Annotated in this window: 23 protein-coding genes; 13 read left to right on the forward strand and 10 right to left on the reverse strand. The window is 64.8% G+C overall.

Features of this window, described 5'->3' with window-relative positions:
* The first annotated feature begins 85 nt into the window (after positions 1–85).
* From AC24YW_RS35215 to AC24YW_RS35230, 4 genes are all read left to right on the forward strand, one after another.
* A complete protein-coding gene (locus AC24YW_RS35215) occupies positions 86–1,009 on the forward strand; it encodes a division plane positioning ATPase MipZ (protein WP_487487007.1) in 924 nt (307 codons plus the stop codon).
* A gap of 343 nt (positions 1,010–1,352) precedes the next feature.
* The gene (locus tag AC24YW_RS35220; protein ID WP_487487008.1) at positions 1,353–2,213 is read left to right on the forward strand and encodes an alpha/beta fold hydrolase; all 861 of its coding nucleotides are present in this window, start codon (positions 1,353–1,355) and stop codon (positions 2,211–2,213) included.
* A 151-nt stretch (positions 2,214–2,364) separates the two neighbouring features.
* Positions 2,365–3,114 (forward strand): vWA domain-containing protein, encoded by a 750-nt coding sequence (locus AC24YW_RS35225; RefSeq protein WP_487487009.1) that lies wholly within the window; start codon positions 2,365–2,367, stop codon positions 3,112–3,114.
* A gap of 71 nt (positions 3,115–3,185) precedes the next feature.
* Positions 3,186–3,911 carry a DnaJ domain-containing protein gene (locus tag AC24YW_RS35230; protein ID WP_487487010.1) on the forward strand — a complete coding sequence of 242 codons (726 nt, stop codon included), beginning with the start codon at positions 3,186–3,188 and terminating at the stop codon, positions 3,909–3,911.
* A 231-nt stretch (positions 3,912–4,142) separates the two neighbouring features.
* Here the strand turns inward: AC24YW_RS35230 and AC24YW_RS35235 are convergent, their stop codons facing one another.
* A complete protein-coding gene (locus AC24YW_RS35235; protein WP_487487011.1) occupies positions 4,143–5,993 on the reverse strand; it encodes a serine hydrolase in 1,851 nt (616 codons plus the stop codon).
* A 386-nt stretch (positions 5,994–6,379) separates the two neighbouring features.
* Here AC24YW_RS35235 and AC24YW_RS35240 point away from each other — a divergent pair, with 386 nt between their 5' ends.
* On the forward strand, positions 6,380–6,718 hold the full coding sequence (locus AC24YW_RS35240) for a phasin family protein (protein WP_028135884.1): 339 nt from the start codon (positions 6,380–6,382) through the stop codon (positions 6,716–6,718).
* A 72-nt stretch (positions 6,719–6,790) separates the two neighbouring features.
* Here AC24YW_RS35240 and AC24YW_RS35245 read toward each other — a convergent pair whose 3' ends face one another.
* Positions 6,791–8,152, reverse strand: coding sequence for a vWA domain-containing protein (locus tag AC24YW_RS35245; RefSeq protein WP_487487012.1), 1,362 nt, complete (start codon positions 8,150–8,152; stop codon positions 6,791–6,793).
* Positions 8,153–8,619: 467 nt separating this feature from the next.
* Here AC24YW_RS35245 and clpS point away from each other — a divergent pair, with 467 nt between their 5' ends.
* Both clpS and clpA read left to right on the forward strand, forming a co-directional pair.
* Positions 8,620–8,952: an ATP-dependent Clp protease adapter ClpS gene (gene clpS / locus AC24YW_RS35250; RefSeq protein WP_172783349.1), complete on the forward strand. Its 333-nt coding sequence runs from the start codon at positions 8,620–8,622 to the stop codon at positions 8,950–8,952.
* Positions 8,953–9,239: 287 nt separating this feature from the next.
* Complete coding sequence (gene clpA, locus AC24YW_RS35255) at positions 9,240–11,648, forward strand: ATP-dependent Clp protease ATP-binding subunit ClpA (protein ID WP_487487013.1); 2,409 nt, start codon at positions 9,240–9,242, stop codon at positions 11,646–11,648.
* A 76-nt stretch (positions 11,649–11,724) separates the two neighbouring features.
* Here the strand turns inward: clpA and AC24YW_RS35260 are convergent, their stop codons facing one another.
* The 4 genes from AC24YW_RS35260 to AC24YW_RS35275 form a co-directional block, all read right to left on the reverse strand.
* Positions 11,725–12,174 carry a PEGA domain-containing protein gene (locus tag AC24YW_RS35260; protein WP_487487034.1) on the reverse strand — a complete coding sequence of 150 codons (450 nt, stop codon included), beginning with the start codon at positions 12,172–12,174 and terminating at the stop codon, positions 11,725–11,727.
* A 130-nt stretch (positions 12,175–12,304) separates the two neighbouring features.
* The gene (locus AC24YW_RS35265) at positions 12,305–13,726 is read right to left on the reverse strand and encodes an MFS transporter (protein ID WP_487487014.1); all 1,422 of its coding nucleotides are present in this window, start codon (positions 13,724–13,726) and stop codon (positions 12,305–12,307) included.
* A gap of 138 nt (positions 13,727–13,864) precedes the next feature.
* The gene (locus AC24YW_RS35270; protein ID WP_487487015.1) at positions 13,865–14,890 is read right to left on the reverse strand and encodes an aldo/keto reductase; all 1,026 of its coding nucleotides are present in this window, start codon (positions 14,888–14,890) and stop codon (positions 13,865–13,867) included.
* Positions 14,891–15,039: 149 nt separating this feature from the next.
* Positions 15,040–15,996 (reverse strand): AraC-like ligand-binding domain-containing protein, encoded by a 957-nt coding sequence (locus AC24YW_RS35275; RefSeq protein WP_487487016.1) that lies wholly within the window; start codon positions 15,994–15,996, stop codon positions 15,040–15,042.
* 189 nt (positions 15,997–16,185) lie between these two features.
* On the opposite strand from AC24YW_RS35275, the gene AC24YW_RS35280 reads away from it, so the two are divergent.
* Positions 16,186–17,202, forward strand: a complete 1,017-nt coding sequence (locus AC24YW_RS35280) for a carbon-nitrogen hydrolase family protein (RefSeq protein ID WP_487487017.1) — start codon at positions 16,186–16,188, stop codon at positions 17,200–17,202.
* Positions 17,203–17,230: 28 nt separating this feature from the next.
* Positions 17,231–18,271, forward strand: a complete 1,041-nt coding sequence (locus AC24YW_RS35285; protein ID WP_487487018.1) for a phenylacetaldoxime dehydratase family protein — start codon at positions 17,231–17,233, stop codon at positions 18,269–18,271.
* Here AC24YW_RS35285 and AC24YW_RS35290 read toward each other — a convergent pair.
* Positions 18,268–18,906 carry an HAD family hydrolase gene (locus AC24YW_RS35290; RefSeq protein WP_487487019.1) on the reverse strand — a complete coding sequence of 213 codons (639 nt, stop codon included), beginning with the start codon at positions 18,904–18,906 and terminating at the stop codon, positions 18,268–18,270. The two genes, AC24YW_RS35285 and AC24YW_RS35290, sit on opposite strands and share 4 nt — an antisense overlap.
* An 88-nt stretch (positions 18,907–18,994) precedes the next feature.
* On the opposite strand from AC24YW_RS35290, the gene AC24YW_RS35295 reads away from it, so the two are divergent.
* The 4 genes from AC24YW_RS35295 (at position 18,995) to tsaA (ending at position 21,778) form a co-directional block, all read left to right on the forward strand.
* Positions 18,995–19,948: a transglycosylase SLT domain-containing protein gene (locus AC24YW_RS35295; protein ID WP_487487020.1), complete on the forward strand. Its 954-nt coding sequence runs from the start codon at positions 18,995–18,997 to the stop codon at positions 19,946–19,948.
* Between the two features lie 218 nt (positions 19,949–20,166).
* On the forward strand, positions 20,167–20,907 hold the full coding sequence (locus AC24YW_RS35300; RefSeq protein WP_487487021.1) for an AzlC family ABC transporter permease: 741 nt from the start codon (positions 20,167–20,169) through the stop codon (positions 20,905–20,907).
* A complete protein-coding gene (locus AC24YW_RS35305) occupies positions 20,904–21,254 on the forward strand; it encodes an AzlD domain-containing protein (protein ID WP_487487022.1) in 351 nt (116 codons plus the stop codon). The genes AC24YW_RS35300 and AC24YW_RS35305 overlap by 4 nt, the downstream gene beginning before the upstream one ends.
* 32 nt (positions 21,255–21,286) lie before the next feature.
* Positions 21,287–21,778 carry a tRNA (N6-threonylcarbamoyladenosine(37)-N6)-methyltransferase TrmO gene (gene tsaA / locus AC24YW_RS35310; RefSeq protein WP_487487023.1) on the forward strand — a complete coding sequence of 164 codons (492 nt, stop codon included), beginning with the start codon at positions 21,287–21,289 and terminating at the stop codon, positions 21,776–21,778.
* A gap of 112 nt (positions 21,779–21,890) precedes the next feature.
* On the opposite strand, the gene AC24YW_RS35315 is transcribed toward tsaA, so the two are convergent.
* The 3 genes from AC24YW_RS35315 to AC24YW_RS35325 all read right to left on the reverse strand — a co-directional run bounded on the left by AC24YW_RS35315 (position 21,891) and on the right by AC24YW_RS35325 (position 24,572).
* Positions 21,891–22,316, reverse strand: coding sequence for an HIT family protein (locus tag AC24YW_RS35315; RefSeq protein ID WP_487487024.1), 426 nt, complete (start codon positions 22,314–22,316; stop codon positions 21,891–21,893).
* A 66-nt stretch (positions 22,317–22,382) separates the two neighbouring features.
* Positions 22,383–23,624 carry a GNAT family N-acetyltransferase gene (locus tag AC24YW_RS35320; protein ID WP_487487025.1) on the reverse strand — a complete coding sequence of 414 codons (1,242 nt, stop codon included), beginning with the start codon at positions 23,622–23,624 and terminating at the stop codon, positions 22,383–22,385.
* A 201-nt stretch (positions 23,625–23,825) separates the two neighbouring features.
* The gene (locus tag AC24YW_RS35325; RefSeq protein WP_487487026.1) at positions 23,826–24,572 is read right to left on the reverse strand and encodes a glycerophosphodiester phosphodiesterase; all 747 of its coding nucleotides are present in this window, start codon (positions 24,570–24,572) and stop codon (positions 23,826–23,828) included.

Consider the following 24,572-nt stretch of genomic DNA (forward strand, 5'->3'; position numbering starts at 1 on the left):
GCAATTTGCATTACCTGTCACGCATTTCACTTGACCGCTGACGCGGTCAACTCGAAGATATTCGCAAGGGGTGTTGAGGATCGCCATGCTTGTGCAGGCTAGCCAAGGCCAATCCGGCTCGGCGCACGTGGTCGTGCTCGGCAACGAGAAAGGTGGCTCCGGCAAATCGACCACCGCCCTGCACATCGCCGTTGCGCTTTTGAAGGCCGGCCAGCGCGTCGCCACCATCGACCTCGACTGCCGCCAGCAGAGCTTCACGCGCTACATCGGCAACCGGGCCGCCTGGGCGCAGCGTACCAAGCTCGACCTCGAGCTTCCGGTGCATCGCTGCATCAAGCTCGGCGAGACCATGCAGATTGCCGAGAACGAGAATTCCGAGTTCCAGCAGTTCATGGAAGCCGTCTCCGCGGTCGAGAGCAGCTTCGACTTCATCGTCATCGATACGCCCGGCACCGACAGCTATTTGATGCGGCTCGCGCATTCGATGGCCGACACCCTGGTCACGCCGATCAACGACAGCTTCCTCGATTTCGACGTGCTCGGCACCGTCGATCCCGCGACTTATGCGGTGACGGGCGAGAGCCACTACGCGGAGATGGTGCGCGACGTCAGGCGCAAGCGACGCCAGCTCGACGGCGCGACCACCGACTGGATCGTCGTGCGCAACCGCCTCTCCATGCTCGGTTCGCGCAACAAGCAGCTCGTCGCCGAGGGCCTGAAGGATCTGTCGCTGCGGCTCGGCTTCCGCTACGTCGACGGCTTTGCCGAGCGCGTCGTGTACCGCGAATTCTTCCCACGCGGCCTGACCGCCCTCGACGATATCGACGAGGCCACGCTCGGCATGCGCCCCAATCTCGGCCATCTCACTGCGCGGGAGGAGGTGACGAGCCTGCTCCGCCAGCTCAAGCTCCCGCTCGACGAGCGCGGCCGCCGCCGCGCGGCCAACCGGGCCGAGTGGTTCAGCCAGATCGACAAGCCGCTCGAGGTCCACGATATCCTCGGCGCCTGACCTCGCGGTATAGCGCTACCCCCGGGCCAACCGGACCCTCCGCTGGCACGGGAACCCGGCGTGTGCTGTGCGCGTTTTCACCCTGCATTTTCTGTGAGCCGAACCCGATCGCGACCGGTTGCGTCGAATAGGGACCTGCACCCTGACGTGGCGGTATGAGAATGGGGTGCTCACGGAACGAGTGCAACGCACAATGAAAGGGCTGCCGGTTCACAACATTTAGCCTTCCTGTCACGCTGCTGTGACATATATTAGGGAATAGGCGACAAGGGGACGAAGAGCCCCGGAGAACACGATTTTCAACAGGGATTCAGGCCGCTTAGGCCTGAGGCTGAGGACGAAAATGAAGCGTGGAATTGCCGTTCTGGTTTCGGTCAGTGCCCTCTGCGGCATCGCCTATTTCACGGCGAGCAAGTGGGCGATCAGGCACGAGACCATCACATTCTACGATGCCTCACGCGACAACCGTCCGGTGCCCGTTTCGATCGCGGTGCGCCGCGACAAGGAAATGCAGGCGAATGCCGGCATGATCAAGCTGCCCGTCGCGGTGATCAATCACGGCAACACCGTCAAAAACACCGAGTACGGTTTCCTCGCCAACATCTTCGCTGCGCGCGGCTACATGGTGATGAGCCCGCAGCACGATCTGCCGACCGATCCTCCGATGGTCACCAAGCCCGGCGAGCTCTATGTCGGCCGGCTGCCGCAGATCCTTCGCGGTGTCGCCAACATCCATCTCGCCGTGCAGGAGATGAAGAAGGTTCAGCCCAACGCCGACTACGACAAGGTGACGATGGTCGGCCATTCCATGGGCGGCGACATCACCATGTACTTCGCCAAGCAGTATCCGGACGAGGTCAAGAAGGTCGTCACCCTCGACAATCTGCGCGTGCCCTTCGTCACCGCCGGCAAGTTCAAGATCCTGTCGTTCCGCTCCCAGGATCCGCAGTTCAAGGCCGACGCCGGCGTGATTCCGACCGACGAGGAATGCGAGAAGGCGGGCATTCAGGTCGTGAAGACCGAATTCCAGCACAACGACATGCGCGATACCGGTCCGGATGTGGCGAAAAACTCGATCCAGAGCATGCTCGACAAGTTCCTGAGCGCGACCGACAGCGAGGTGGCGCCGGTCGACACGCAGTCGTCCCCGCCCAAGATCCTCGAGCCGGGCCCGGTTGCCCTGATGGCTCCTGCCAAGAGCTGACTTCCAAGAGCTAATTCTCCAAGAGCTGACGTCACCGCTCGACTGCACCAATCCTCGAAGCCTCCGCCGGTGCCCGCCCGCGGAGGCTTTGCGCATTGACGGGGCCGCATGCGCTGACCACATTAGCTGCTGACGCAAGGTGCAAGCAGCGATGTCGGGCGAACCCATCAAACCGCGCGGCCGCGATGCCGTCCCGGCGCGAGCAGACGGCGTGTTGCCGCAAGCGCAAACCTCGACCCCGGAAGACATTGCTGCGTTCGTTACCAAGGCGCGGGCGCTCTCGCCGCATGCGCCGGGCGCGAGGGGGCGGCTGATCTTCGCGCTGGATGCGACCCTGAGCCGGCAGCCAACCTGGGACATGGCGTGCGCGCTCCAGGCCGACATGTTTCGCGAGACCGCAGCGCTCGGCAGTCTCGACATCCGGCTGGTCTATTATCGCGGCTTCAACGAGTGCCGCGCCACGGCTTGGATTTCCGACAGCGCCAAGCTGGCGACCTTGATGAGCAAGATCGATTGCCGCGGCGGCGATACGCAGATCGGCAAGGTCCTGAGCGAGGCCAGGCGCGAGGCAGTCGCGTCCGGCGTGCGTGCCGTGGTCTTCGTCGGCGATGCCATGGAGGAAGACATCGACGATCTCTCTGCCAAGGCCGGCGAGCTCGGCATGCTCAAGGTGCCGGTATTCGTCTTTCAGGAGGGCCATGATGCGGTCGCCGAGCAGGCCTTCCGCGAGATCGCCCGCCTGACTGGCGGTGCCTGGTGCCGGTTCGATCCCGGTGCGGCGGCGCAGCTGCGGGAGCTGTTGCGGGCAGCTGCGGCCTATGCCGCGGGTGGACGTGAGGCGCTACTGAAGCTGGCTGGAAGCGTGGGTGGCGCGGCGAAGTTGATCAGCCAGATGAAATAGCGGTCAGGCCCGCGCGGCTTGCGGCGCGCGGACGCCATGCTTTTTGACCACAGCACGACTATATTGCGGCCATGACCCTGATCGCCGGCGCCGTCGCCGTTATCACGCTTTACCTGCTGCTCCAGATGTTCCGCTCCGCCAATCCAGCGGTGTTGGCGCGCACCCTCAAGTTCGGCGGCGGTGTGCTGGCGCTGGCGGTTGCGGCCTTCACTGGCTTGCGCGGCGAGCTGGCGGTTGCGATCCCGCTCGGAATTTTCGGCGCGGGCCTGCTCGGCTGGACGCCATTGGCGAATGCCGGCTTCGGCAATGTCGGCGGGCTGTTCGGCGGCGGTGCGACGCGCCCGTCGGGGCAGGCCTCGCGGGTGCGCTCGCAATTCCTGGACATGCGGCTCGACCACGATTCCGGCCAGCTTTCCGGCCAGATCGTTGCGGGGCCTCATGCCGGGCGCGATCTCGATGAGTTCGATCTCGCCGGCTTGCTCGCGATGGTCCCGACCTTCGACGCCGAGAGCGTGGCCCTACTTGAAAGCTATCTGGACCGCCGGTTTCCCGCTTGGCGTCAGAACGCGCAGGGCGATGCGGCAGGGCGGCAGCGCCGCACGGCGGCGAGCAGCAAAATGACGGCGGAGGAAGCCTATCAGATCCTTGGCTTGCAGCCGGGGGCGGGGCGCGACGAGATCAGCCGGGCCCACAAGTCCCTGATGAAGAAACTCCATCCCGACCAGGGGGGCTCGACGTATCTCGCTGCCCGGGTAAACGAGGCCAAGGATACTCTGCTTCGCACGCATAACGGCTAACTCCGGCACTAACGCTACAAACGCCCGTACCGCGTGAGCTCCGTTTGCTCTGTCTGCCGTTGCCCGCCCTTGTCGGCGTGGTCGATCCCTTGAGCAAAGTTTTAACCGTAAATCCTTGACGAGAGGTTGTCGTGGAACAGCCCTCGTGAACAGCCTCAGCCGTCGCCGCCTCATCAGAACGAAAATGCCCGCGCACGGCGCGGGCATTTTGGTCTGGAGCGGTGAAGGAGGTCAGTTGCGGACGGTGATGCAGGAGATCTCGGCCCGCTTCAAAGTGCGGCAGACGGCTTCGGCCTGATCGCGCTCGAGCCCGGCGAAGCGGGCGCGGTAAAGCCTGCGATTGTCCTTGGCGACGACGGGCTCGGTGAAGGGGTCCGCCTTGCTGAGCAGCCCGCGGGCCGAGTTGCGGGCCGCATCGATGCGCTGCTGGGCTTCGTTCTCGCTCTCGAGCGCGCCGACCTGGACGATCCAGCCGCTGTGGGTGACGGCGGGCTTGGTGGTGGCGCTCATCTGGATCGGCTGCGGCGCCGGGTCGGCCGATGCGAGCTTAGGAGCGGCGGGAGCCGGCGCGGCGGCGGTTGCCGCTGGCAGTACGCCGAGGATGCCGTTGCCGGTGCCGAAGCCCGCCGGCTGCCGCGGCAGCTCGCTGCGGGCCATCTCGGCCTTCGGCGCTTCCGGCTTGCTCACCGCCTCCGGCTTGTTGATGAGATCCGCCTTGGCGACGACGGCACCGGAGGTTTCCGCGACGTCGGAACGGTGCGGGACGGTGCTGGTGACGGGCGGCGCCACGACCTGGACACCAGCATCGGCCGGAGCCGCGGAGGCGACCTTCACGGCGCCGGCCTTGACCTGAACGGTCTTGACCCGAACCGGCTTCATCGGCTCGGACGAGCCGGGGATGATGGAGAGCGGCTGGCTCGAGATCACGCCATTCGTGAGCGGCGCCGGCTCCACCCTGGACTCCGTCGGCCGAGCTTCGGGTTTGGGGTGAGCGGGCGGCATCGCCGCAGTCGCTGCGGCCAGCGTCGACAGGCGCGCGGCAAGGCGCGAAGGGGCGGCTTCGGGAGCAGGGGCCGCAGCGGCCTGGACCGGCAGGGCGGGCCGTGCCGGCGTATCCGACGCATCTGCGACAGCGGTGTTGGCTTCGCTGCCGTTGCGCTCCGTGACCGCGGCGACGGTGCGGACGGTTGCACCCTTTTCGATGTTCTCCGCGAGCAAGTTGCGCATGATGGCATCGCGCGATCCACCGCTGCGGCCGCCGAGCACCACGCCGATCAGGTGGCGGTTGCCGCGGCGGATCGAGCTGACGAGATTGAAACCGGAGGCGCGGGTGTAGCCCGTCTTGATGCCGTCCACGCCTTCGACGCTGCCGAGCAGGCGATTGTGGTTGCGGATCGACTGTCCGCGCCAATTGAACGTCGAGGTCGCGAAATAGCGATAGTAGCGGGGGAAGCGCTCCTGGATGGCGCGCCCCAGCGTGGCCTGGTCGCGCGCGGTCGTGACCTGTTCGTCGTTGGGCAGGCCGTTGGCATTGCGGTAGACCGTCCTGGACATGCCGAGCGAGCGCGCTTTGCGCGTCATCATCTGGGCGAAGTCGTCCTCGTCACCGGCGATGGCCTCGGCGATCACCACGGATGCGTCGTTCGCGGAGCGGGTGACGAGACCCTTGATCGCGTCCTCGACGCGAATGGTCTGGCCGGCACGCAGGTTCAGCTTGGTCGGATCCTGGTCGGCGGCGTGCTTGGACACCGGCATCTCGGTGTCGAGCTTCATCTTGCCGGATTCCAGACGCTCGAACAGCAGATAGAGCGTCATGATTTTGGTCAGCGAGGCAGGATGGCGAATGGCGTCAGGGCTTGTCGCCTGGAGCACCGCGCCGGAATTGGCATCGACGATGATGGACGCGAATTTCGGGCTGGAGCTGTCCGACACGTCGCGCTGCACCTTGTGGTGCGCGTAGTGACGGCGATGGCGCCGCGCCTCGGCTGCGTCGGTGGTGAAGATGACTGCGGTGGTGACCGTAAGAAGCCCGAAAACGCCTACCCGCGCCCAACGCGAGGAAGACAAGTTGTTACGAAGCATGGAACCCCGTCCCCGTTTCTGACTTGATCACCGGCTCGTGAGGCGAAATTGTGCCCAACGGACCCGGGATCATTACCTGCTCAGGCTGTCCCTCCGCTGGTGTTCGCCGCGGGGGATGTTGAACCCGAGCCGCTGTTCTGGCTAAGGTGATGTTCTCAAACGGCTTTTGGCCGCTCGCGGAAGTGACCACGTCCAGGGAATCAAGGTAGGGTGGCCCGGTTTCCAAAAGCTTAAAGAACCCTTGCGGGAAACCCCGGGAATCGCTGCGATTTGCGCCGGATTTGTGCGACGCACAAGATTCTTGACTTTTTTGTGCGTTGCACTAATTTTGGGCGGAGTCAGGGAGCCGGGGCTTCCCGACGCGAGCCAGGGAAAAGGATTCCGAAATGTTCAAGGTTGAAGACTTCCAGAGCTACGGGAAAGAGCAGTTCGAGCAGTGCGTTGCCTCCGCGACTTCGGTGCAGCACGGCCTCCAGGCGATCGCCAGCGCCTATGGCGACTACACGAAGAAGTCGTTCGAAGACACCAAGTCCTTCGTCGAGAAGCTTTCCGGCGTGAAGTCGCTGGACAAGGCGATGGAAGCGCAGACCGATTTTGCCCGTTCCGCCTATGAGACCTTCGTCGCGGAATCGCAGAAGATCGCCGGCCTCTACAGCGACCTCGCCAAGCAGGCGTTCAAGCCGGTCGAGACCATCGTGTCGAAGTTCACCCCGGCCGCTCAGTAACGTCTCGATATATCCTGGAATCGAAAAGCCCGGCTGAACCAGCCGGGCTTTTTGTTGTGAGCGATGCGACCGTCAGCGTGCGACGCGCAGCTTCGACAGTGACGTGCCGATATCCTTGAAAACCGAGACGGTCTGGCTCGCCGAAGTGACCAGATAGAACTTGTCGCTGCCGCTGGCGCAATATTGCAGCACGCTCGAGGTCGGATCGCCGCCGGTGTTCACCTGCACCGTATAGATCGTGATGTTGTGGGGCTGGGCCTTGGCGTTGTCGCACAGGATCTTCTGCCGGGCGTCGATCTGCGAAGCACCGCTGTACCAGCGGTTCTGCGTGTTGAGACCGTCGGAGAGCAGGACGATCGCGTCCTTGTAGGTGTAGTTCGTGTCCTTGGCTGGGGCATTCATGGGCTCGCCCATCGATAGCGTCATCCAGCCCCAGGCGAGGCCGATGCCCTGGTTGGTGTTGCCGGTTGGAACCAGCTTGTCGATCAGCGACTTCAGCGCAGTCCAATCATAGCTGAGCGGCATGATCGGCTGGATGTACGCAGAATTGCCGGAGTTGCAGTAGGAATATTGCTCGGCCGGGAAAAGCGTGGCCGAATTGCTGCTCACTGGGGTCGTGTTCTTGGTGTCATAGTCCTGGTCACGGTCGGTGACGCACCCGTTCCAGGTGTTGTGGTTCCCCGGTGTCCAAGTCTTGCCGTTGTTAACGCAGCTCGACCGTCTCGTGTAGGACGTGTTGCTACAGGTCCCGTTCACGGCTTCCCAGTCGGACCAGTCGATCCAGCTCGTCGTGTAGTTGCTGCTGCCGACGTTGACGTCCTTGGCAAACGGCACGATCGAGATGTAGACGTCGCCGTTGGTCTTCGCGAGCGCGCTGAGCTGATCGACGAGGTTCTTCGCGGCAGTCTGCATCGCCGGCATCTTGTCGTCGGACGCCATCGATCCCGTGACGTCGAGCACCAGGGCCACGCGCATGCGCGTCAGGCCCCAGGCGCTGGTCGATGAGGTGCCGACGTCGAGCGTCGGGAAGCCGGCGATCTTCATGAAGCTGGTCGTATAGGTGCCGGTTCCGGTCAGCTGGATCGTCGAGCCGATGCTGGTGCTCGCGTTGTAGGTGGCGCCGACGTTGACCGAGGGCAGGGTCTTGGTGTCCGTGAACAGGGCGTTGAAATAGGTTTGCGCCTTGGTGGAGATCTGCGAGGTCGAGATGGTGCCGGCCGACAGGTCTCGTGACAGCATCAGCGCGGTGGAATCGAGGGCTGACTGCATCGCGGTGCGCGCCTGGGCCGCGCGGCTATAGTCGATCGCCGCGCCGACGAAGCTCAGCACCGGAACGAGCGCCACGGCGAAGATCACCGCGATATTGCCTTGCTCGGCCGCTGCAAAACGGGCGAACTGTCGACCAAGGCGGCTGACGAGGGGCAGACCAGACATGACGATCCCGGAAATCTGTGTTTTGCCCGATTTCGCGGCACGTCATTGAATGGCAGGTAAATTGGACCGTAGAAAACCGGAGCGTTTTGCGGAAAACCGTCGCAGGCGGGTTAACGGCCGGGTTCCTGGTCAACACGTTCTAAACGTGCCGGGCGGAAATTTTTGTCAAATCGCTCCGGATTGATTAACCTGACCAGGATCGCCCGGACCGGGAATCGGGACTGCTGCGACCGCATGGGCCGGACCTTCGCGTGCTTGCGGCCGACAGGGGGCAGGGCCATATTGCTGGCGAGCGATCCGGCCTGAACCGCATTTGCCGGGAGCGGCGCGCCAGCGCCAGGCTCCAAACGGCGGGGCCGCGCCGTGGCCGCCATTCGCTTCCGTGGGGAATTTTGAACGCCTGTGCCATGCTGCAATTGACTTCCAGCCTCGATCTGTCCGCGCCAGCCGCTGCCGACGCGCCTCGCATGAGCAATGACGACAACCGTCCGGGCACTCCCTCGGGTCCGAGCACGTCGGTCATCACCAAGGTCAAGCCCAAGACCAAGCGGCCGAACCTGTACCGCGTGCTGATCCTGAACGACGACTACACGCCGATGGAGTTCGTCGTTCACGTGCTGGAGAAGTTCTTCAACAAGGACGTCGAAGCCGCAACCAAGATCATGCTGCACGTCCATCATCACGGGATCGGGGAGTGCGGGGTGTTCACCTACGAGATCGCCGAGACCAAGGTGACGCAGGTAATGGATTTTGCCCGCAAGCACCAGCACCCGCTGCAATGCGTGATGGAAAAGAAGTAGACGGCTTGCGGCGCGCTTGAAGCCGTCTCCTGTGCAAGCCGCAGTGTGATTGTCGCGTGACGGCTGCGCGCGATGGTGCTCGCAGCCAGCAAAATTACGGAATTCCGCGCCGGCGCCGATCCCGCCCAAATCGGAACGGGTTTTGCATCGAAAATACCGCAGGTGTGTCGCCGCCGAGTCGCGGAACCGGTCTTTCGCCGCGGTCTTGTATAACTATATGTGACAAAGGTTGTTGTTGCCTGACCGGGCGATGGCGATCATGATGGTGGGGGCCATAGAGGACGCGAATGCCGACTTTTTCCCAAAGCCTTGAACAATCCCTGCATCGTGCGCTGGCGATCGCAAATGAGCGTCATCACCAATACGCGACGCTCGAGCATCTCTTGCTCTCCTTGATCGACGACTCCGATGCAGCCGCGGTCATGCGCGCCTGTAGCGTCGATCTCGACAAGCTCCGTACGAGCCTCGTCAACTACCTTGAGACCGAATTCGAGAACCTGGTGACGGATGGCGCAGACGATGCCAAGCCGACCGCCGGTTTCCAGCGCGTGATCCAGCGCGCTGTGATCCATGTGCAGTCGTCCGGTCGCGAAGAGGTGACCGGCGCCAACGTGCTGATCGCGATCTTTGCCGAACGCGAGAGCCATGCCGCGTATTTCCTGCAGGAGCAGGACATGACGCGTTACGACGCGGTCAACTACATCAGCCACGGCATTGCCAAGCGGCCGGGCGTCTCCGAGGCGCGGCCCGTCCGCGGCGTCGACGAGGAGACCGAGACCAAGGGTAACGAGGACGCCAAGAAGAAGGGCGAGGCGCTCGAAACCTATTGCGTCAACCTCAACAAGAAGGCCCGCGACGGCAAGATCGATCCGGTGATCGGACGCAATTCCGAAATCAACCGCGCGATCCAGGTGCTGTGCCGCCGGCAGAAGAACAACCCGCTGTTCGTCGGTGAAGCCGGCGTCGGCAAGACCGCGATCGCAGAGGGCCTCGCCAAGCGCATCGTCGACAGCGAGGTGCCGGAGGTGCTGGCGGCCGCGACCGTGTTCTCGCTGGACATGGGCACGCTGCTTGCCGGCACGCGCTATCGGGGCGACTTCGAGGAGCGCCTGAAGCAGGTGCTCAAGGAGCTCGAGGCGCATCCCAACGCCATCCTGTTCATCGACGAGATCCACACCGTGATCGGGGCGGGCGCGACCTCGGGCGGGGCGATGGATGCCTCGAACCTGCTCAAGCCGGCGCTGGCCTCCGGCACGATCCGCTGCATGGGCTCCACCACCTACAAGGAATATCGGCAGCATTTCGAGAAGGACCGCGCGCTGGTGCGGCGCTTCCAGAAGATCGACATCAACGAGCCGACGGTGGAGGACGCCATCGCTATCCTCAAGGGCCTCAAGCCGTACTTCGAGGACTACCACCGGCTGAAGTACACCAATGAAGCGATCGAGGCGGCGGTGCAGCTCTCATCGCGCTACATCCACGACCGCAAGCTGCCCGACAAGGCGATCGACGTGATCGACGAGTCCGGCGCGGCGCAGATGCTCGTCGCCGAGAACAAGCGCAAGAAGACCATCGGCATCAAGGAGATCGAGACCACGATCGCCTCGATGGCGCGGATCCCGCCGAAGAGCGTGTCCAAGGATGATGCCGAGGTGCTCAAGCATCTCGAGCAGACCCTCAAGCGCACAGTGTTCGGCCAGGACAAGGCGATCGAATCGCTCGCCGCCTCGATCAAGCTGGCGCGCGCCGGCTTACGCGAGCCGGAGAAGCCGATCGGCTGCTACCTGTTCTCTGGCCCCACCGGCGTCGGCAAGACGGAAGTGGCAAAACAGCTCGCTGCGACGCTCGGCGTCGAGCTGCTGCGCTTCGACATGTCCGAGTACATGGAGCGGCACACCGTGTCGCGCCTGATCGGCGCGCCTCCCGGCTATGTCGGCTTCGACCAGGGCGGCCTGCTCACCGACGGCGTCGACCAGCATCCGCATTGCGTCGTGCTGCTCGACGAAATCGAGAAGGCGCATCCCGATCTCTACAACGTGCTGCTCCAGATCATGGACCACGGCCGGCTCACCGACCACAACGGCAAGCAGGTCAACTTCCGCAACGTGATCCTGATCATGACCACGAATGCCGGCGCGGCGGATCTCGCCAAGCAGGCGTTCGGCTTCACCCGGTCGAAGCGGGAAGGCGACGACCACGAGGCGATCAACCGGCAGTTCGCGCCGGAATTCCGCAACCGTCTCGATGCCATCGTCTCGTTCGGCCATCTCAGCGTCGAGGTGATCGGCACCGTGGTCGAGAAGTTCGTGCTTCAGCTCGAGGCGCAGCTCGGCGACCGCGACGTCACTATCGAGCTGTCCGAGCCGGCCAAGGCCTGGCTGGTCCAGCACGGCTACGACGAGCAGATGGGCGCGCGTCCCATGGCCCGCGTGATCCAGGAGCACATCAAGAAGCCGCTGGCCGACGAGGTGCTGTTCGGCAAGCTGAAGGGCGGCGGCCACGTTCGCGTCGTGCTCGTCAAGGACGAGGCCGACGAGACCAAGGAGAAGATCGGCTTCGAGTTCGTCGAGGGTCCGGTCACGCCGAAGCAGGAGAAGCTGCCCGGCGCCCGCAAGCGTCCGCCGGGCAAGTCCAAGCCGGGCGGCCCCGGTGGCTCGAAGGGGCCAACCTCGAAGGGGCCGCTGGTCAAGGTTTGATCGGCAGGTGATAATTTGAAAAGGCCGGCTGAACAGCCGGCCTTTTTATTTGTAGAGATGTGGTTGCGAGGAGGCGTTACGTTCCAGCCTCCGGGGCGCGCGGTGACCGCGGCTTCTTCGGAGCGCGCGCCACTGCGTGCGGCATCGACGGCTGCATCGTCACGATGACCGGATTCGGCTTGTGATCGGTCGCCGCGCCCGTCGCGGCATCGACGCCCATGCCGATCAGGCCGCCGGCCAGAAGATTGCCGGCGAAGCCGGCAGCGCCGGTGCCTGAAACCTCTTTGGTGAGCTGAACCGTCTGCGACTGGTAGCCTTCCTTCTCGAACGTGATGGAGATGTCGGCGCTGCGTTTGGCGACAATGGCACATGGCGTGGTGCAGGTGGTAGGCACTTCCAACCCGCTGACCACGGCTTCCACGCCCGAGGGCGTCGATGAGATGCTGATATTCTCGGTCGTGCCGCGCGTGACAGACGCGCAGCCGCCCAGCATGACGCTGAGCGCCACAATTCCAAATGAACGCATGAAAAATGCCCCTTGTCCCGCCGCCACTGAAGCGCAACCGGAGCGGGATATCAATAGGTCATAGGTCGGGATAGTTAAGCCACGCAGGAGTTGTGCACGACAACAGCGAAGACCTGAGCGTGGGCGTGCGCTAATCCCCCCGCAGCCTCTGATCGTCCTGCACGCGGACCTGCTCGGCACCGCGCGCGCCCGCCGGCGAAAGCCGCAGCATGCTCAGCACCGCACCGCACAGCGCAAATCCGACGCCGACAAGGAGCGCCAGCCTAGTCCCCTCAACGGGATACCGTCCGAGCAGCAGTGCTACCAGCGCGGCGCCCGTGGTCTGGCCGAGCAGGCGCGCCGTCCCCAGCATGCCGCTGGCGCCGCCGGCGCGCTCGCGCGGGGCGGCTGCGATCATGGTGCGGTTATTGGGGGTCTGGAACAGGCCGAAGCCGGCGCCGGCGAGCGCCATCCGCCAGATCACGTCGAACGGGGTTGGCGTCGCCGGCAGAAAGGCCAGTGCGGCAAGACCGCAGGCGAACAGCGTGAGCCCAATACCGCCGAGCAGGCCGGCCGGATAGTGCTCGACCAGGCGGCCGGCGAGGGGGGCCGCAAACGCCAATGCGATCGGCCATGGCGTGATCAACAGTCCCATATGTACGGCCGAATAGCCGAAGCGGCTCTGGAGATAGAACGGGATCGCGACGAAGGCCAGCATCTGCCCGCAGAATGATGCGATCGAGGTGGCAATCGACAGCGCGAATACGGGGATGCGCATCAGATCGATCGGCAAGAGCGGCGAGGTCATGTGAGTCTCGCGATAGATCAGCAGCGCACCCGCAACGATCGCGACGGCGAACTGCACGAGGCAGGTGATCGCGGCCCCGCCATGACCGACGCTGTCGACCGCGGCGATGCCGACGCCGAACGTGATCGCCGACAGACCTGCACTTTGCCAGTCGAAGGAGCGGCTCGCGGGCTTGGTGTGCGGCAGGCTGCGCAGACCCAGCACCAGCGTCACCGCGCCGAGCGGCACGTTGATCGCGAACAACCAGGGCCAGCTTCCCACCGCGAGGATACCGGCGGCGAGCGTCGGGCCGATCGCGGCCGAGAAGGCGACGACGAGCGCGTTGAGCCCGATGCCGCGACCGAGCAGGCTGCGCGGATAGGTGAAGCGCACAAGCGCCGCGTTGACGCTCATGATGCCGGCTGCGCCAAAGCCCTGGAGGATGCGCGCGATCGTCAGCATCGGCAGCGTGTGGGCCAGCGCACAGAAGGCCGATGCCAGTGTGAACAGCGCCAACCCGACCAGATAGACGCGTCGATAGCCGACGATCTCGCCGAGCGAAGCCAGCGGCAGCAGCGAGATCGTGATCGCGAGTTGGTAGCCGCTGACGATCCAGATCGACAAGGCCGGCGTCGCCCCGAGATCGGCCGCGATCGTCGGCAGCGCCACATTGACGATGGTGCTGTCGACGACCGCCATGACGATGCCGAGGGCGATCGTCAGCACCGCTTGGTTGCGTTGCGGCTGCGGCAGGCCGTCGGCATGCTCGATGGTGACTGTCGACATCGTGAGCGGCGTATCATTGGCGAATCGGACTCGGCCACATGCCGAATATTGCGCCAACAGGGCAGGGCCGCGATAGTTCCGGAACCGCGTTGCCAGCGCGCCCCGTCGCCATAGCCCGCCGCGCCCAATGCAGCTGTCTTACACCGCCGGCGGATTGCGGTCGCTGAAGGTCACGCGCTGGTGCCAATAGGGATAGGGCAGCGTCACCGTGCTCGCGGCATCGAGCTTTGCGACCTGGTCCTTGGTCAAGGACCAGCCGACCGCGCCGAGATTTTCGCGCAGCTGGGTCTCGTTGCGCGCGCCGATGATCAGCGTCGAGACCGTCGGACGCTGCAGCAGCCAGTTCAGCGCGATCTGCGAGACGCTCTTGCCGGTCTCCTTCGCGATCTCGTCGATCGCATCGACGACACGGTAGACATGCTCGTCCGAGACGGGCGGTCCGAATTCGGCCGTCTTGGGCAGGCGGCTGACGTCCGGTTTCGGCTGACCGCGGCGGATCTTCCCGGTGAGGCGTCCCCAGCCCAGCGGCGACCAGACCACGGCGCCCAGCCCCTGGTCGAGGCCGAGCGGCATCAACTCCCATTCGTAGTCGCGCCCGATCAATGAATAGTAGGTCTGGTTGGCGACGTAACGCGGAAAACCGTGCTTGTCGGCGACGCCGAGCGACTTCATCAGGTGCCAGCCCGAGAAATTCGAGACGCCGACATAGCGGATCTTGCCGGCGCGCACGAGCACGTCGAGAGTCGAGAGCACCTCTTCGGGCGGCGTGAAGGCGTCGAAGCCGTGGAGCTGGAACAGGTCGATATAATCGGTGCCGAGCCGGCTCAACGAGCCGTCGATCGCCGTGAGCAGATGCTGGCGCGATGAGCCGATGTCGTTGGGCCCGTCGCCGAAGCGAAACGTCGCCTTGGTCGAGATCAGGACCTTGTCGCGGCGACCCTTGATGGCTTGCCCGAGCACCCGCTCGGACTCGCCGACCGAGTAGACATTCGCCGTATCGAACATCGACACGCCGGCCTCGAGGCAGATGTCCAGAAGGCGCCGCGCCTCGGTCGCGTCCGTCGTGCCCCACGCCGCAAGGCGGCCGACGCCGCCGAACGTGCCCGTTCCCAGGCTCAAGGCAGGCACCATGAGGCCTGACCGGCCCAAGCGTCGGTATTCCATCGATGTGCTCCCTGGCTGGCCGCTGATGATTGTGGCGGCCTTGGCGGCGGAAGATACTGCAAGCAGGCGCCGTGTCCTATCACCTGCTCACATACCGGCCCTGCTCGGCATGACCTGATCGTGCAGATGACAGCCTGCTGGAATGCATCTCAATGCCGCACCTGACCCTGCCGGAAGTCGCGGGGCGACGTGCCGAAATGCTCGCGGAAGACGCGGCCGAAATGCGAGAGGTCGTTGAAGCCCCAGGCAAACGCAATCTCGCTGATGTGGCGATGGGCGAGCAGCGGCGAGGCAAGATCTCTCCGACACCGGGCGAGGCGTTCGGCAAGGACATGGCGCTGGAAGGAGGTGTCCTCGTCTGCGAGAAGATCGTTGACATAGCGCGGCGAGATGCCGAGCGCAGCTGCGGTTTCAGCCAGCGAGAGATCGGGATCGGCGAGGTGCGCGCGGATGTGCGCCTTCAATCTGTAGAGCAGGGCCGAGCGGTGGGTCGAGGACGGCAGCGATGACTTGCCGAGCCGCTCGCTCAATGCCATCGCAAGCAGATCAACGGCCTGCTCCGATAGCGCTGTGGCCATATCCGGAGCCAAGCTATCCGCATTCTGGCAGAGCCGGATAATGAAATCATTGGCGAGCCGCTCGAGCGGTGCGTCGGCGCCAAATGACATTGCGGTCAGCGTCTCGGTGCCGCCGAGCCGCCGCTGCAGCATCTCACGTGGCACCTTGAAAATGGTCTGCGTAAAACTGTCGTTGAACTTCAGCTCGTAAGGGCGCGTGGTGTCGTAGAGCGCGAACTCGCCGGGCCGGATCACGGTCTCGCGCCCGTCCTGCACAACGCCACCGTTGCCGCGATTGCCGAGTGCTACGAGAACAAAATCCTGGTTTGAACGCGCGATCCGCGATGGCGTGCGGAAGACGTGCTGACGGTCCGAGCAGACTTCGGAGCAGACGGCTTTGCCGAGCGAAGCCTGGGTGACCGAGCCGCGAAAGGCGCTGCCGAGGTCGGATTTGCAGTCGAGCCCGACAAAGACGTCGCAGACGATATCCTGCCACAGGGCGAGCCGCCGATAGCCGGGACTGCCGTCCGTCGTGAACTGGATTGGCATTTGAACAGCCTCCCTTTCACACCCCGCAAAACCACCTGGGATCCAGTCTGACCGGAGGCAAATCCCGTACCGGTCGGTCGCGCGCCCAGTCGAGTTTTTGTTCCGCCGCGGTCGAGCGGCCGGCCGCCGGGCTTGGCCAAATAGACTGCATCGGACGTGGCTTGCGATCAACCGGCAATGGAGGCAGGAATGGGCATCGAGCATCCGAAATACAGGGTTGCGGTGGTTCAGGCGGCGCCGGCCTGGCTCGACCTCGACGCCTCGATCGACAAATCGATCGCGCTGATCGGGGAGGCCGCGGAAAAGGGCGCCAAGCTGATCGCCTTTCCCGAAGCTTTCATCCCCGGCTACCCCTGGCACATCTGGCTGGACTCGCCGGCCTGGGCGATCGGGCGGGGCTTCGTGCAGCGCTATTTCGACAATTCGCTGGCTTACGACAGCCCGCAGGCCGAGCGCCTGCGCGAGGCCGTGCGCAAGGCAAAGCTCACCGCCGTGATCGGCCTGTCCGAGCGCGACGGCGGCAGCCTTTACCTCGCGCAATGGCTGATCGGCCCTGATGGCGAGACCATCGCAAAGCGCCGCAAGCTGCGGCCGACCCATGCCGAGCGCACGGTCTATGGTGAAGGCGACGGCAGCGACCTCGCCGTGCATGCGCGGCCCGACATCGGCCGGCTCGGCGCGCTGTGCTGCTGGGAGCATCTGCAGCCGCTGTCGAAATATGCAATGTACGCTCAGAACGAGCAGGTCCATGTCGCGGCCTGGCCGAGCTTCTCGCTCTACGATCCCTTCGCGCCGGCGTTAGGAGCCGAGGTCAACAACGCGGCTTCGCGCGTCTATGCGGTGGAAGGCTCCTGCTTCGTGCTCGCGCCCTGCGCCACCGTCTCGCAGGCCATGATCGACGAGCTCTGCGACCGGCCGGACAAGAATGCGCTGCTGCATGTCGGCGGCGGCTTTGCCGCCATCTACGGCCCCGACGGCAGTCAGATCGGTGAGAAGCTGGCGCCCGATCAGGAGGGCCTGCTGATCGCGGAGATCGATCTCGGCGCCATCGGCGTTGCCAAGAATGCCGCCGATCCCGCCGGCCATTATTCGCGGCCCGACGTCACGCGGCTGCTGCTCAACAAGAAGCGGTACCAGCGGGTCGAGCAGTTCGCGCTGCCGGTCGACACCGTCGAGCCCATGGACATCGCGGCGGCGGCAAGCTGATCGCGGCGATCAAGGGGAGGGCATGCCCATGGAATCCGCAATTCCTGCACATCTGGAAGCCCCACGCACGCGCCATAAGCGCGTGCCGGACGATTACCAGCCGCCATATCCGTCCTTCGTGGCGCGCTACAAGCCGTCGGTCAGCCGCGTCGTGATGGCCTATTTCGGTGTCCAGCATGGCGGTGCGGCACCCGCGGCAGCAACGGACGCGTTGAAAGACCTCGCAGGACTGTTCGCAATGGATGGCGGTCCGTCGCATTGGGACCGGGCAAGTTATACAGATCAGTTTGGCTCTGAGAATGTTGTCACGGTCGCTTATTGGGACGATCTCGCGCGCTTCGATGCTTGGTTCGCGCGGGCTCGCGAGATGTGGACCGGGCGGCTACGCGAAGGCATCGGTACCTTCATCGAGGTGTTGCGTCCCATCGTGGCCCGTCACGAGACGCTGTTCTCCTCGCCAGATCGGCCGGAAGGTGTCGCCGTCGTTGCGGAGGGCATGAGCGGCGAGGTGCAGGAGCACGCCTATTGGGGCGGCATGCGCGATCGTATCCCGCTGTCGCAGACCGACGCCATGGCGCCTGGCGGCGCGCCTGAGCTGGTCCGCGACGGGGCGAGGCTGCGCGTGAAGGCTCATGACAATCTCTGTCTGATCCGCTCCGGGCAGGACTGGAGCGATACCGCAGCGTCCGAGCGAAAGCTCTATCTCGACGACGTCGAACCGGTGCTACGCGAGGGCATGGATTTTCTGCGCGATGATGGCCTCGCGATTGGCTGCTATGCCAACCGCTATATGCGGGTGCTGGCGGCCGACGGAAGCGCGAGCGAAAAATCCTACGGGCAGAGCTGGTGGAAGAGCCTCGCCGCGCTGGAACGCTGGGCGGAATCGCATCCGACCCATGTCAGGATATTCGGCGCGGCAATGAAATATCTGTCGACGCTCGGGCCGTCAGCCAAGCTGCGGCTCTATCACGAGGTGACGGTGGCGGCCGCCGACGAACAGTTCTTCGAATATCTGAACTGTCACCCGAAGACAGGCATGCTGGCGGCGGTCGAAACCGTCGGCACCTAAGCGACACAATGGCCGAGCAGCTCGGGATGCGCCGCGCAGATGTGGTGCGCGCCGGCGTCTCTTAGCTCGGCCTCGCTGCCATAGCCGTAGAGCACGCCGATAGCGGTCATGCCGTTGGTGCGGGCGCCGACCACGTCGTGGCTGCGGTCGCCGATCATGATTGCGCTGTTCGCATCGACCCTGGCCTCGTCGAGCGCGTAGCGGAGCAGGTCGCGCTTGTCGACACGCGTGCCGTCGAGCTCGGAGCCGAACACGCGCTCGAAATACGGCTTCAGGCCGAAATGATCGACGATGCGGCTGGCGTAGACGGCGGGCTTGCTGGTCGCCACGAACATGCGCTGACGTGTCGCGGCGAGCGACGATAGCGTGTCCGCAATTCCGCTGTAAGCCTCGTTCTCGAACAGGCCGATATCGCTGAAGCGCTCGCGATAGAGCAACAGTGCGCGGTCCGCGAGCTCATCGGCTCCGGTGAGCTTGCGAAGGCTGGCCAGCAGCGGAGGGCCGATGCACCAGGTCAGTTCGTCCTCGCTCGGCACGGGAACGCCGAGCCGTTCCAGCGCATATTGGATCGAGCGGGTGATTCCGGGCTTCGGGTTCGTCAGCGTGCCGTCGAGATCAAAAAAGATTGTCACCATCGGGTGGGACCGGTGTTGATACTGCCGTCTGTTGCTAGTTGGCTCTGGTTCCAAGTCAAGGTCCGATTTGTCCGATCGCGTCAATGCCATGGGAATAGCACGGGTCGTCGCTGTCTTCTTCCAGGCCGTCCTGTTGGCGCCGGCGCTTGCAGAGGAGGCGCCGCCTGCCGATGCGCCTCCGAAGGCCGAGGAACCCGAGAGGCCGGCGGAGAAACCAAAAGACGCCCGCGAGAGTGACACGCGTGATTCGATCTGCCTGATCGTGGAGGCCGCCGCGCGCGACAATAACCTGCCGCTGGAATTCTTCGCACGCGTGATCTGGCAGGAGAGCCGCTTCCAGGCCGATGCGGTCGGGCCGGTGACGCGCAGCGGCCAACATGCGCAGGGGATCGCGCAGTTCATGCCGGGGACGGCCACCGAGCGCGGGCTGCTCGATCCCTTCAATCCGGTGCAGGCCCTGCCGAAGTCGGCGGAATTCCTGAGCGAGCTGCGCAACCAGTTCGGCAATCTCGGTCTTGCCGCGGCCGCCTACAATGCCGGTCCTCGGCGGGTGCAGGAATGGCTCGCCGGCACCGGGCCGATGCCGGAGCAGACCCGCAATTACGTCTATGCCATCACCGGCACCAGCGTCGATGCCTGGGCCAAGGCGGGGAGCTCCGGCAAGGAACCGCCGAGCTCGCCGCCGACCAGCTGCCGTGATCTGATGGCACTGCTCAAGCGTGCTCCCAATCCGTTCGTCGCCGAGCTCGAGCAGCATGTCGAGCTTGCTGCGGCAAAGATCTGGGGCGTGCAGCTCGCGGCCGGCTTCGACCGCAACAGGGCGCTGACGATGTATTCCCGAGCCGTGACGAAGCTGAGCACCGTGATCGGCGAGCGTGATCCGAGCCTGCTCTCCTCGGTGATGCGCAGCCGCGGCACGCGCGCGTTCTACCAGGTCCGCATCGGCACGGATACGCGCGCCGAGGCGGATGATCTGTGCAACCGCATCCGCAAGGCGGGCGGCGCGTGCTTCGTGTTGAGGAACAGGGGTGTGGCGGGGTAGGATGAGCTGTCATTCCGGAGCGCGACGAAGTCGCGAACCCGGAATCCATCGTGCAGTGATTTCTGTAGCCTGATGGATTCCGGGTTCGCGCCAAGTGGCGCGCCCCGCAATGACGGCGGTGGGTGTGTCACGCATGCCAGCCCCGCCGCGCCTTTCCTTGACGCGCGCCCCCGTCTCGCCCGTTATGCCGGCACGATTCCTCACCGGCCAAAGCTCCCGTGGCGCTTCCTCCGCTCGATTCACCGCAATGGCAAAGTCCCTGGCGCGCCTTCGCGTGGGGGCTGCGCTCGATCACGCAGACGATCCTCACCATCGTGCTGTTCGTGACCTATCTCGGCATCGGGGCGCTCGCTCACGACACCCATTTCAGCCTGCTCTGGGCGTTGTGCTCGACGCTGTTCGTCTGGGCAGGTCCGGCGCAGATCATCCTGATCACCACGCTCGGCTCGGGTGCCACCATCATCCAGTCGGCGGTCGCGGTGACCGTCAGCGCCATCCGCCTGTTTCCGATGGTGGTCTCGGTGTTGCCGCTGATGCGTACACCCACGACCAAGCGGCGCGAGCTGATTTTCGCCGCGCATCTCACCGCGGTGACGCTGTGGGTCGAATGCCACCGATTCCTGCCGCAGGTTCCGCGCGAACGGCGGATCGCCTTCGTCCACGGGCTTGGCTGCGGGCTCGTCTCGGTGTGCCTCGTCGCCAACACGGTCGGCTATTTCCTCGCCGCCAATCTGACGCAGACGCTTGGTGCGGCGATCCTGCTGCTGACGCCGCTGTCGTTCCTGTTCTCGACGGCGCGCAACAGCCGCGAGGTTGCCGACGTCGTCGCGCTCGTGCTGGGCATCGTGCTCTATCCGCTGGCGGCGAAGATGAACTCCGGTCTCGACATCCTCGTCAGCGGCGTGGTCGCCGGGACGATCGCTTATGGCGTGCATTGGTGGCGGGAGGTGCGCGCATGAGCTACGCCCAACTCATCGGCGACTGGCAGGCACTCGTCGTGCTGTTCGTCGCCGGCGTCGTTCCCAACCAGATCTGGCGCATGCTGGGCCTGTGGTTCGGCGGCGGCATCGACGAGGGCTCGGAGCTGCTGGTCTGGGTCAGGGCGGTCGCCACCGCGATCCTGGCCGGCGTCATCGCCCAGATCGTGGTCCAGCCGCCTCGGGCGCTGGCCAGCGTGCCAGATGTCCTGCGCTATGGCGCGGTCGGTGCCGGTCTCGTCGTCTTCCTGCTGACCCGCCGCTCGATCTTCGCGGGCGTGGTCACGGGCGAAGTCTTCATGCTGGCCGGCAAGTGGTGGTTGGGCTAAAACCGCCGGCGAACAGCCAGGGAACAGGACATATGGTTCGCGAACAGGAGCTCCGCGAGGGCGAGGTCGCCATCGAGCTGCCGCCGACGCAAGATGCCGGCCTCGTCTTCATCGGCCGTATCCGCACGCCGTGGACGTCGCGGCTGGAGACGCCGCGGCAGGGACGCCAGGACGGCCCGGTGTGCCGGCTCGAGATTTTCGAGCCGTTCGTGCCGGCGATCAAGGGCGTCGACTTCTACACCAATCTCGAGGTGCTCTATTGGCTCGACCGGTCGCGCCGTGACATCATCCTGCAGAGCCCGAAGAACAACGAGAAGACCCGCGGCACCTTTTCGCTGCGCTCGCCGGTGCGGCCCAATCCGATCGGCACCTCGATCGTCAAGCTGGTCGGCATCGAGGGCAATGCCATCCTGGTGCGCGGCCTCGACTGCCTCGACAACACGCCGCTGATCGACATCAAGCCGGACCGCTGCGAGTTCACGCCGCTGGCCGCGCCGCAAGCAGGGGATTTCGAGACGGAATAGGCTGTCATTCCCGGGGCGCGCCTCTTGGCGCGAGCCCGGAATCCATCGGGCGTCATGGATGGTGTTCGAATGGATTCCGGGCTCGCGACTTCGTCGCGCCCCGGAATGACGATCAGCCCTTCAACGCCGCCATCAGCTTTGCCGCATGCTCTTGCAGCACCTTGTCGTCCTCCTTGCGGCTCGCCGGCGGCAGCATGGCGACGCCGTCGTGGCGGGGCATCACGTGCATGTGCAGGTGAAACACCACCTGTCCGCCGGCAGGCTCGTTGAATTGCTGCACGGTGATGCCGTCGGCGTCGAACGCCTTCATCGCGGCGGCAGCGATCTTGTGCGCGCCGCGGGCGACATGGGCGTAGTCGTCCGGCTTGATGTCGAGGATGTTGCGGGCAGGGGACTTGGGGATCACCAGCGTGTGACCAGGCACGCGCGGCATGATGTCGAGGAAGGCGAAGACGTGCTCGTCCTCGTACACCTTGTAGCAGGGCAGCTCGCCGCGCAGGATTTTTGCGAAGATGTTGTTGCTGTCATAGGCGGTCATGGCGGCGGCTCCCAGGGGATTTGCGCTTAGAATTTTGCACCTACTGTCACCAGCGGCGTCAAGGCGTCAAGGCGCCTCGTCGGCCCCTTTGCGGAACGGGCCGAGTTCGGCAAGCTCTCGTCCCGCTTCCGCAACATAAGCGCGCTCGCGCTTGAGGTAATCGTCGATGGCGCGGCGCAGGCCGGGATCGGCGATGAAGTGGGCGGAATGGGTGGTGCGCGGCAGGTAGCCTCGCGCGATCTTGTGCTCGCCCTGTGCGCCGGCCTCGACGTGCTGGAGGCCGAATCTGATCGCGAAATCGATCGCCTGATAGTAGCAGACCTCGAAATGCAGGAACGGGTGATGCTCAACCGCGCCCCAGTTGCGGCCGAACAGCGTGTCCGAGCCGATGAAGTTGATCGCGCCCGCAATCCAGCGATTGTTGCGGCGGGCCATCACCAGCAGCACGTCCTCGGCCATGGTCTCGCCGATCAGCGAGAAGAACTCGCGGGTCAGATACGGCCGGCCCCATTTGCGCGAGCCGGTCTCCATGTAGAATGCGAAGAAGGCGTCCCAGGCATCCTCGGTGATGTCCTTGCCGGTGAGCCAATGGATGGTAACGCCGGCCGCGAGCGCATCGCGCCGCTCGCGCTTGATCGACTTGCGATGGCGCGAGTTCAGCGTCGCCAGGAAGTCGTCGAAGCTCGCAAAGCCCTCATTGTGCCAGTGGAACTGCTGGTCGGTGCGCTGGAGGAAGCCGTGCTCGGCGAGCAGCTTCCATTCTGACTCCCGCACGAAGGTGACGTGGACGGAGGAGGCCTTGCTGATGCCGCACAGCGCTATGAGCCCACTCGCCAGCGCCTCGGTGATGCGCTCGCAATCGACGCCGTCGCGCACCAGCAGCCGCGGCCCCGTGGCCGGCGTGAAGGGAACCGAGACCTGGAGCTTCGGATAATAGCGTCCGCCGGCACGCTCATAGGCATCCGCCCAGCCGCGATCGAAGACGTACTCGCCCTGGCTGTGCGATTTCAGATAGCAGGGCACGATTCCGGCGACGCGGCCATCGAGCTTGGCCACGAGGTGCCGCGGCGCCCAGCCGGTGCGGAACGTGGCCGAACCCGATTTCTCGGCCGCGGAGAGAAAAGCGTGGGAGACGAACGGATTATAGGCGGGCCTTGAGACGCCGAGGGAATCGCTTGGAAGAGCGGATGAGGTTCCCGCGCCAGCCCCATTGCACCGTCCGCCCGGATTGGCGCAGGCGTCCCAATCCTCCGGTGACACGTCGCCAATCGAAGGTACGGCCTCGAGCGTGATTTCCGATGATGCCATCGTGCCCAAGATCGTGCATTGCAGCAGCGACTTCAAGAGGGCGGGAACATCAGGGGGCGCGTGCCCCGGACGCAGTGCAGCGCTCCTTCAGCGGTGCGCTGCAGAGCCGGGGCCCATGTGGCAGCGCGCTCGCGGAGAGATGGGTCCCGGCTCTGCGCCGCAACGCTGAAGCGTTGCAGCTTGTCCGGGACACGCGAGGTGCTACGGCACGAACCCCTCGAAGATCATCTGGTCCGCATAGCGCCCGACCCGGGTCCGCTGCTCCGGCGTGCGGACGGTCCAGCCGAGCAGGGCGCAGCCGAACAGGTTGCGGGCGATCCAGGGGGCGGGGGCCGGGAGGTCGTCGACCCTGAAGGCGACGAAATGCGGCTGGGTCTGCAATCCGTGGCGCAGGTACAGCATGCTGTCACGCTGCTCTTGGGTGAGGTTGGCCCAGTACTCGTCCTCATAGGTCCGCTGCGCGACGATGCCGCGCGGACGGGAGGGCAGCAAGTCGCGCAGCGCCAGCACCTGGTCGGGATCGAACGACATGCCCACGGCGGGGCCGTCATACGAGGCCAGCACCTCGGCCATCCGCTTCACCAGCTTGCGGTCGCCGCCGAAATGGCTCTTCACCTCGATCACCAGGGGCACGCGTCCCGCGACCATGGCGCAGAGGTCGGCGAGCGACATCATCCGCTCGTCCGTGTCCTTGAACCTGACGGCCTTCAGCTCGGCCGCGGTCTTGGCGATCACTTCGCCGGTTGCCTCGGTGAGCCGGCCCAGGGCATGGTCGTGATGGACCATGGCCTCGCCGTCGGCCGAGAGCTGGATATCGACCTCGATCGCGAAATTGCCTGATATCGCAGCCTGCACCGCGCCCGGCATGTTCTCGACGATGCCGCGCGAGATGTCATGCAGGCCGCGATGGGCGACCGGCCGGGCTGTCAGCCAATCCGGAGCGCGCAT

Source organism: Bradyrhizobium sp. USDA3516 (genome assembly GCF_057651995.1).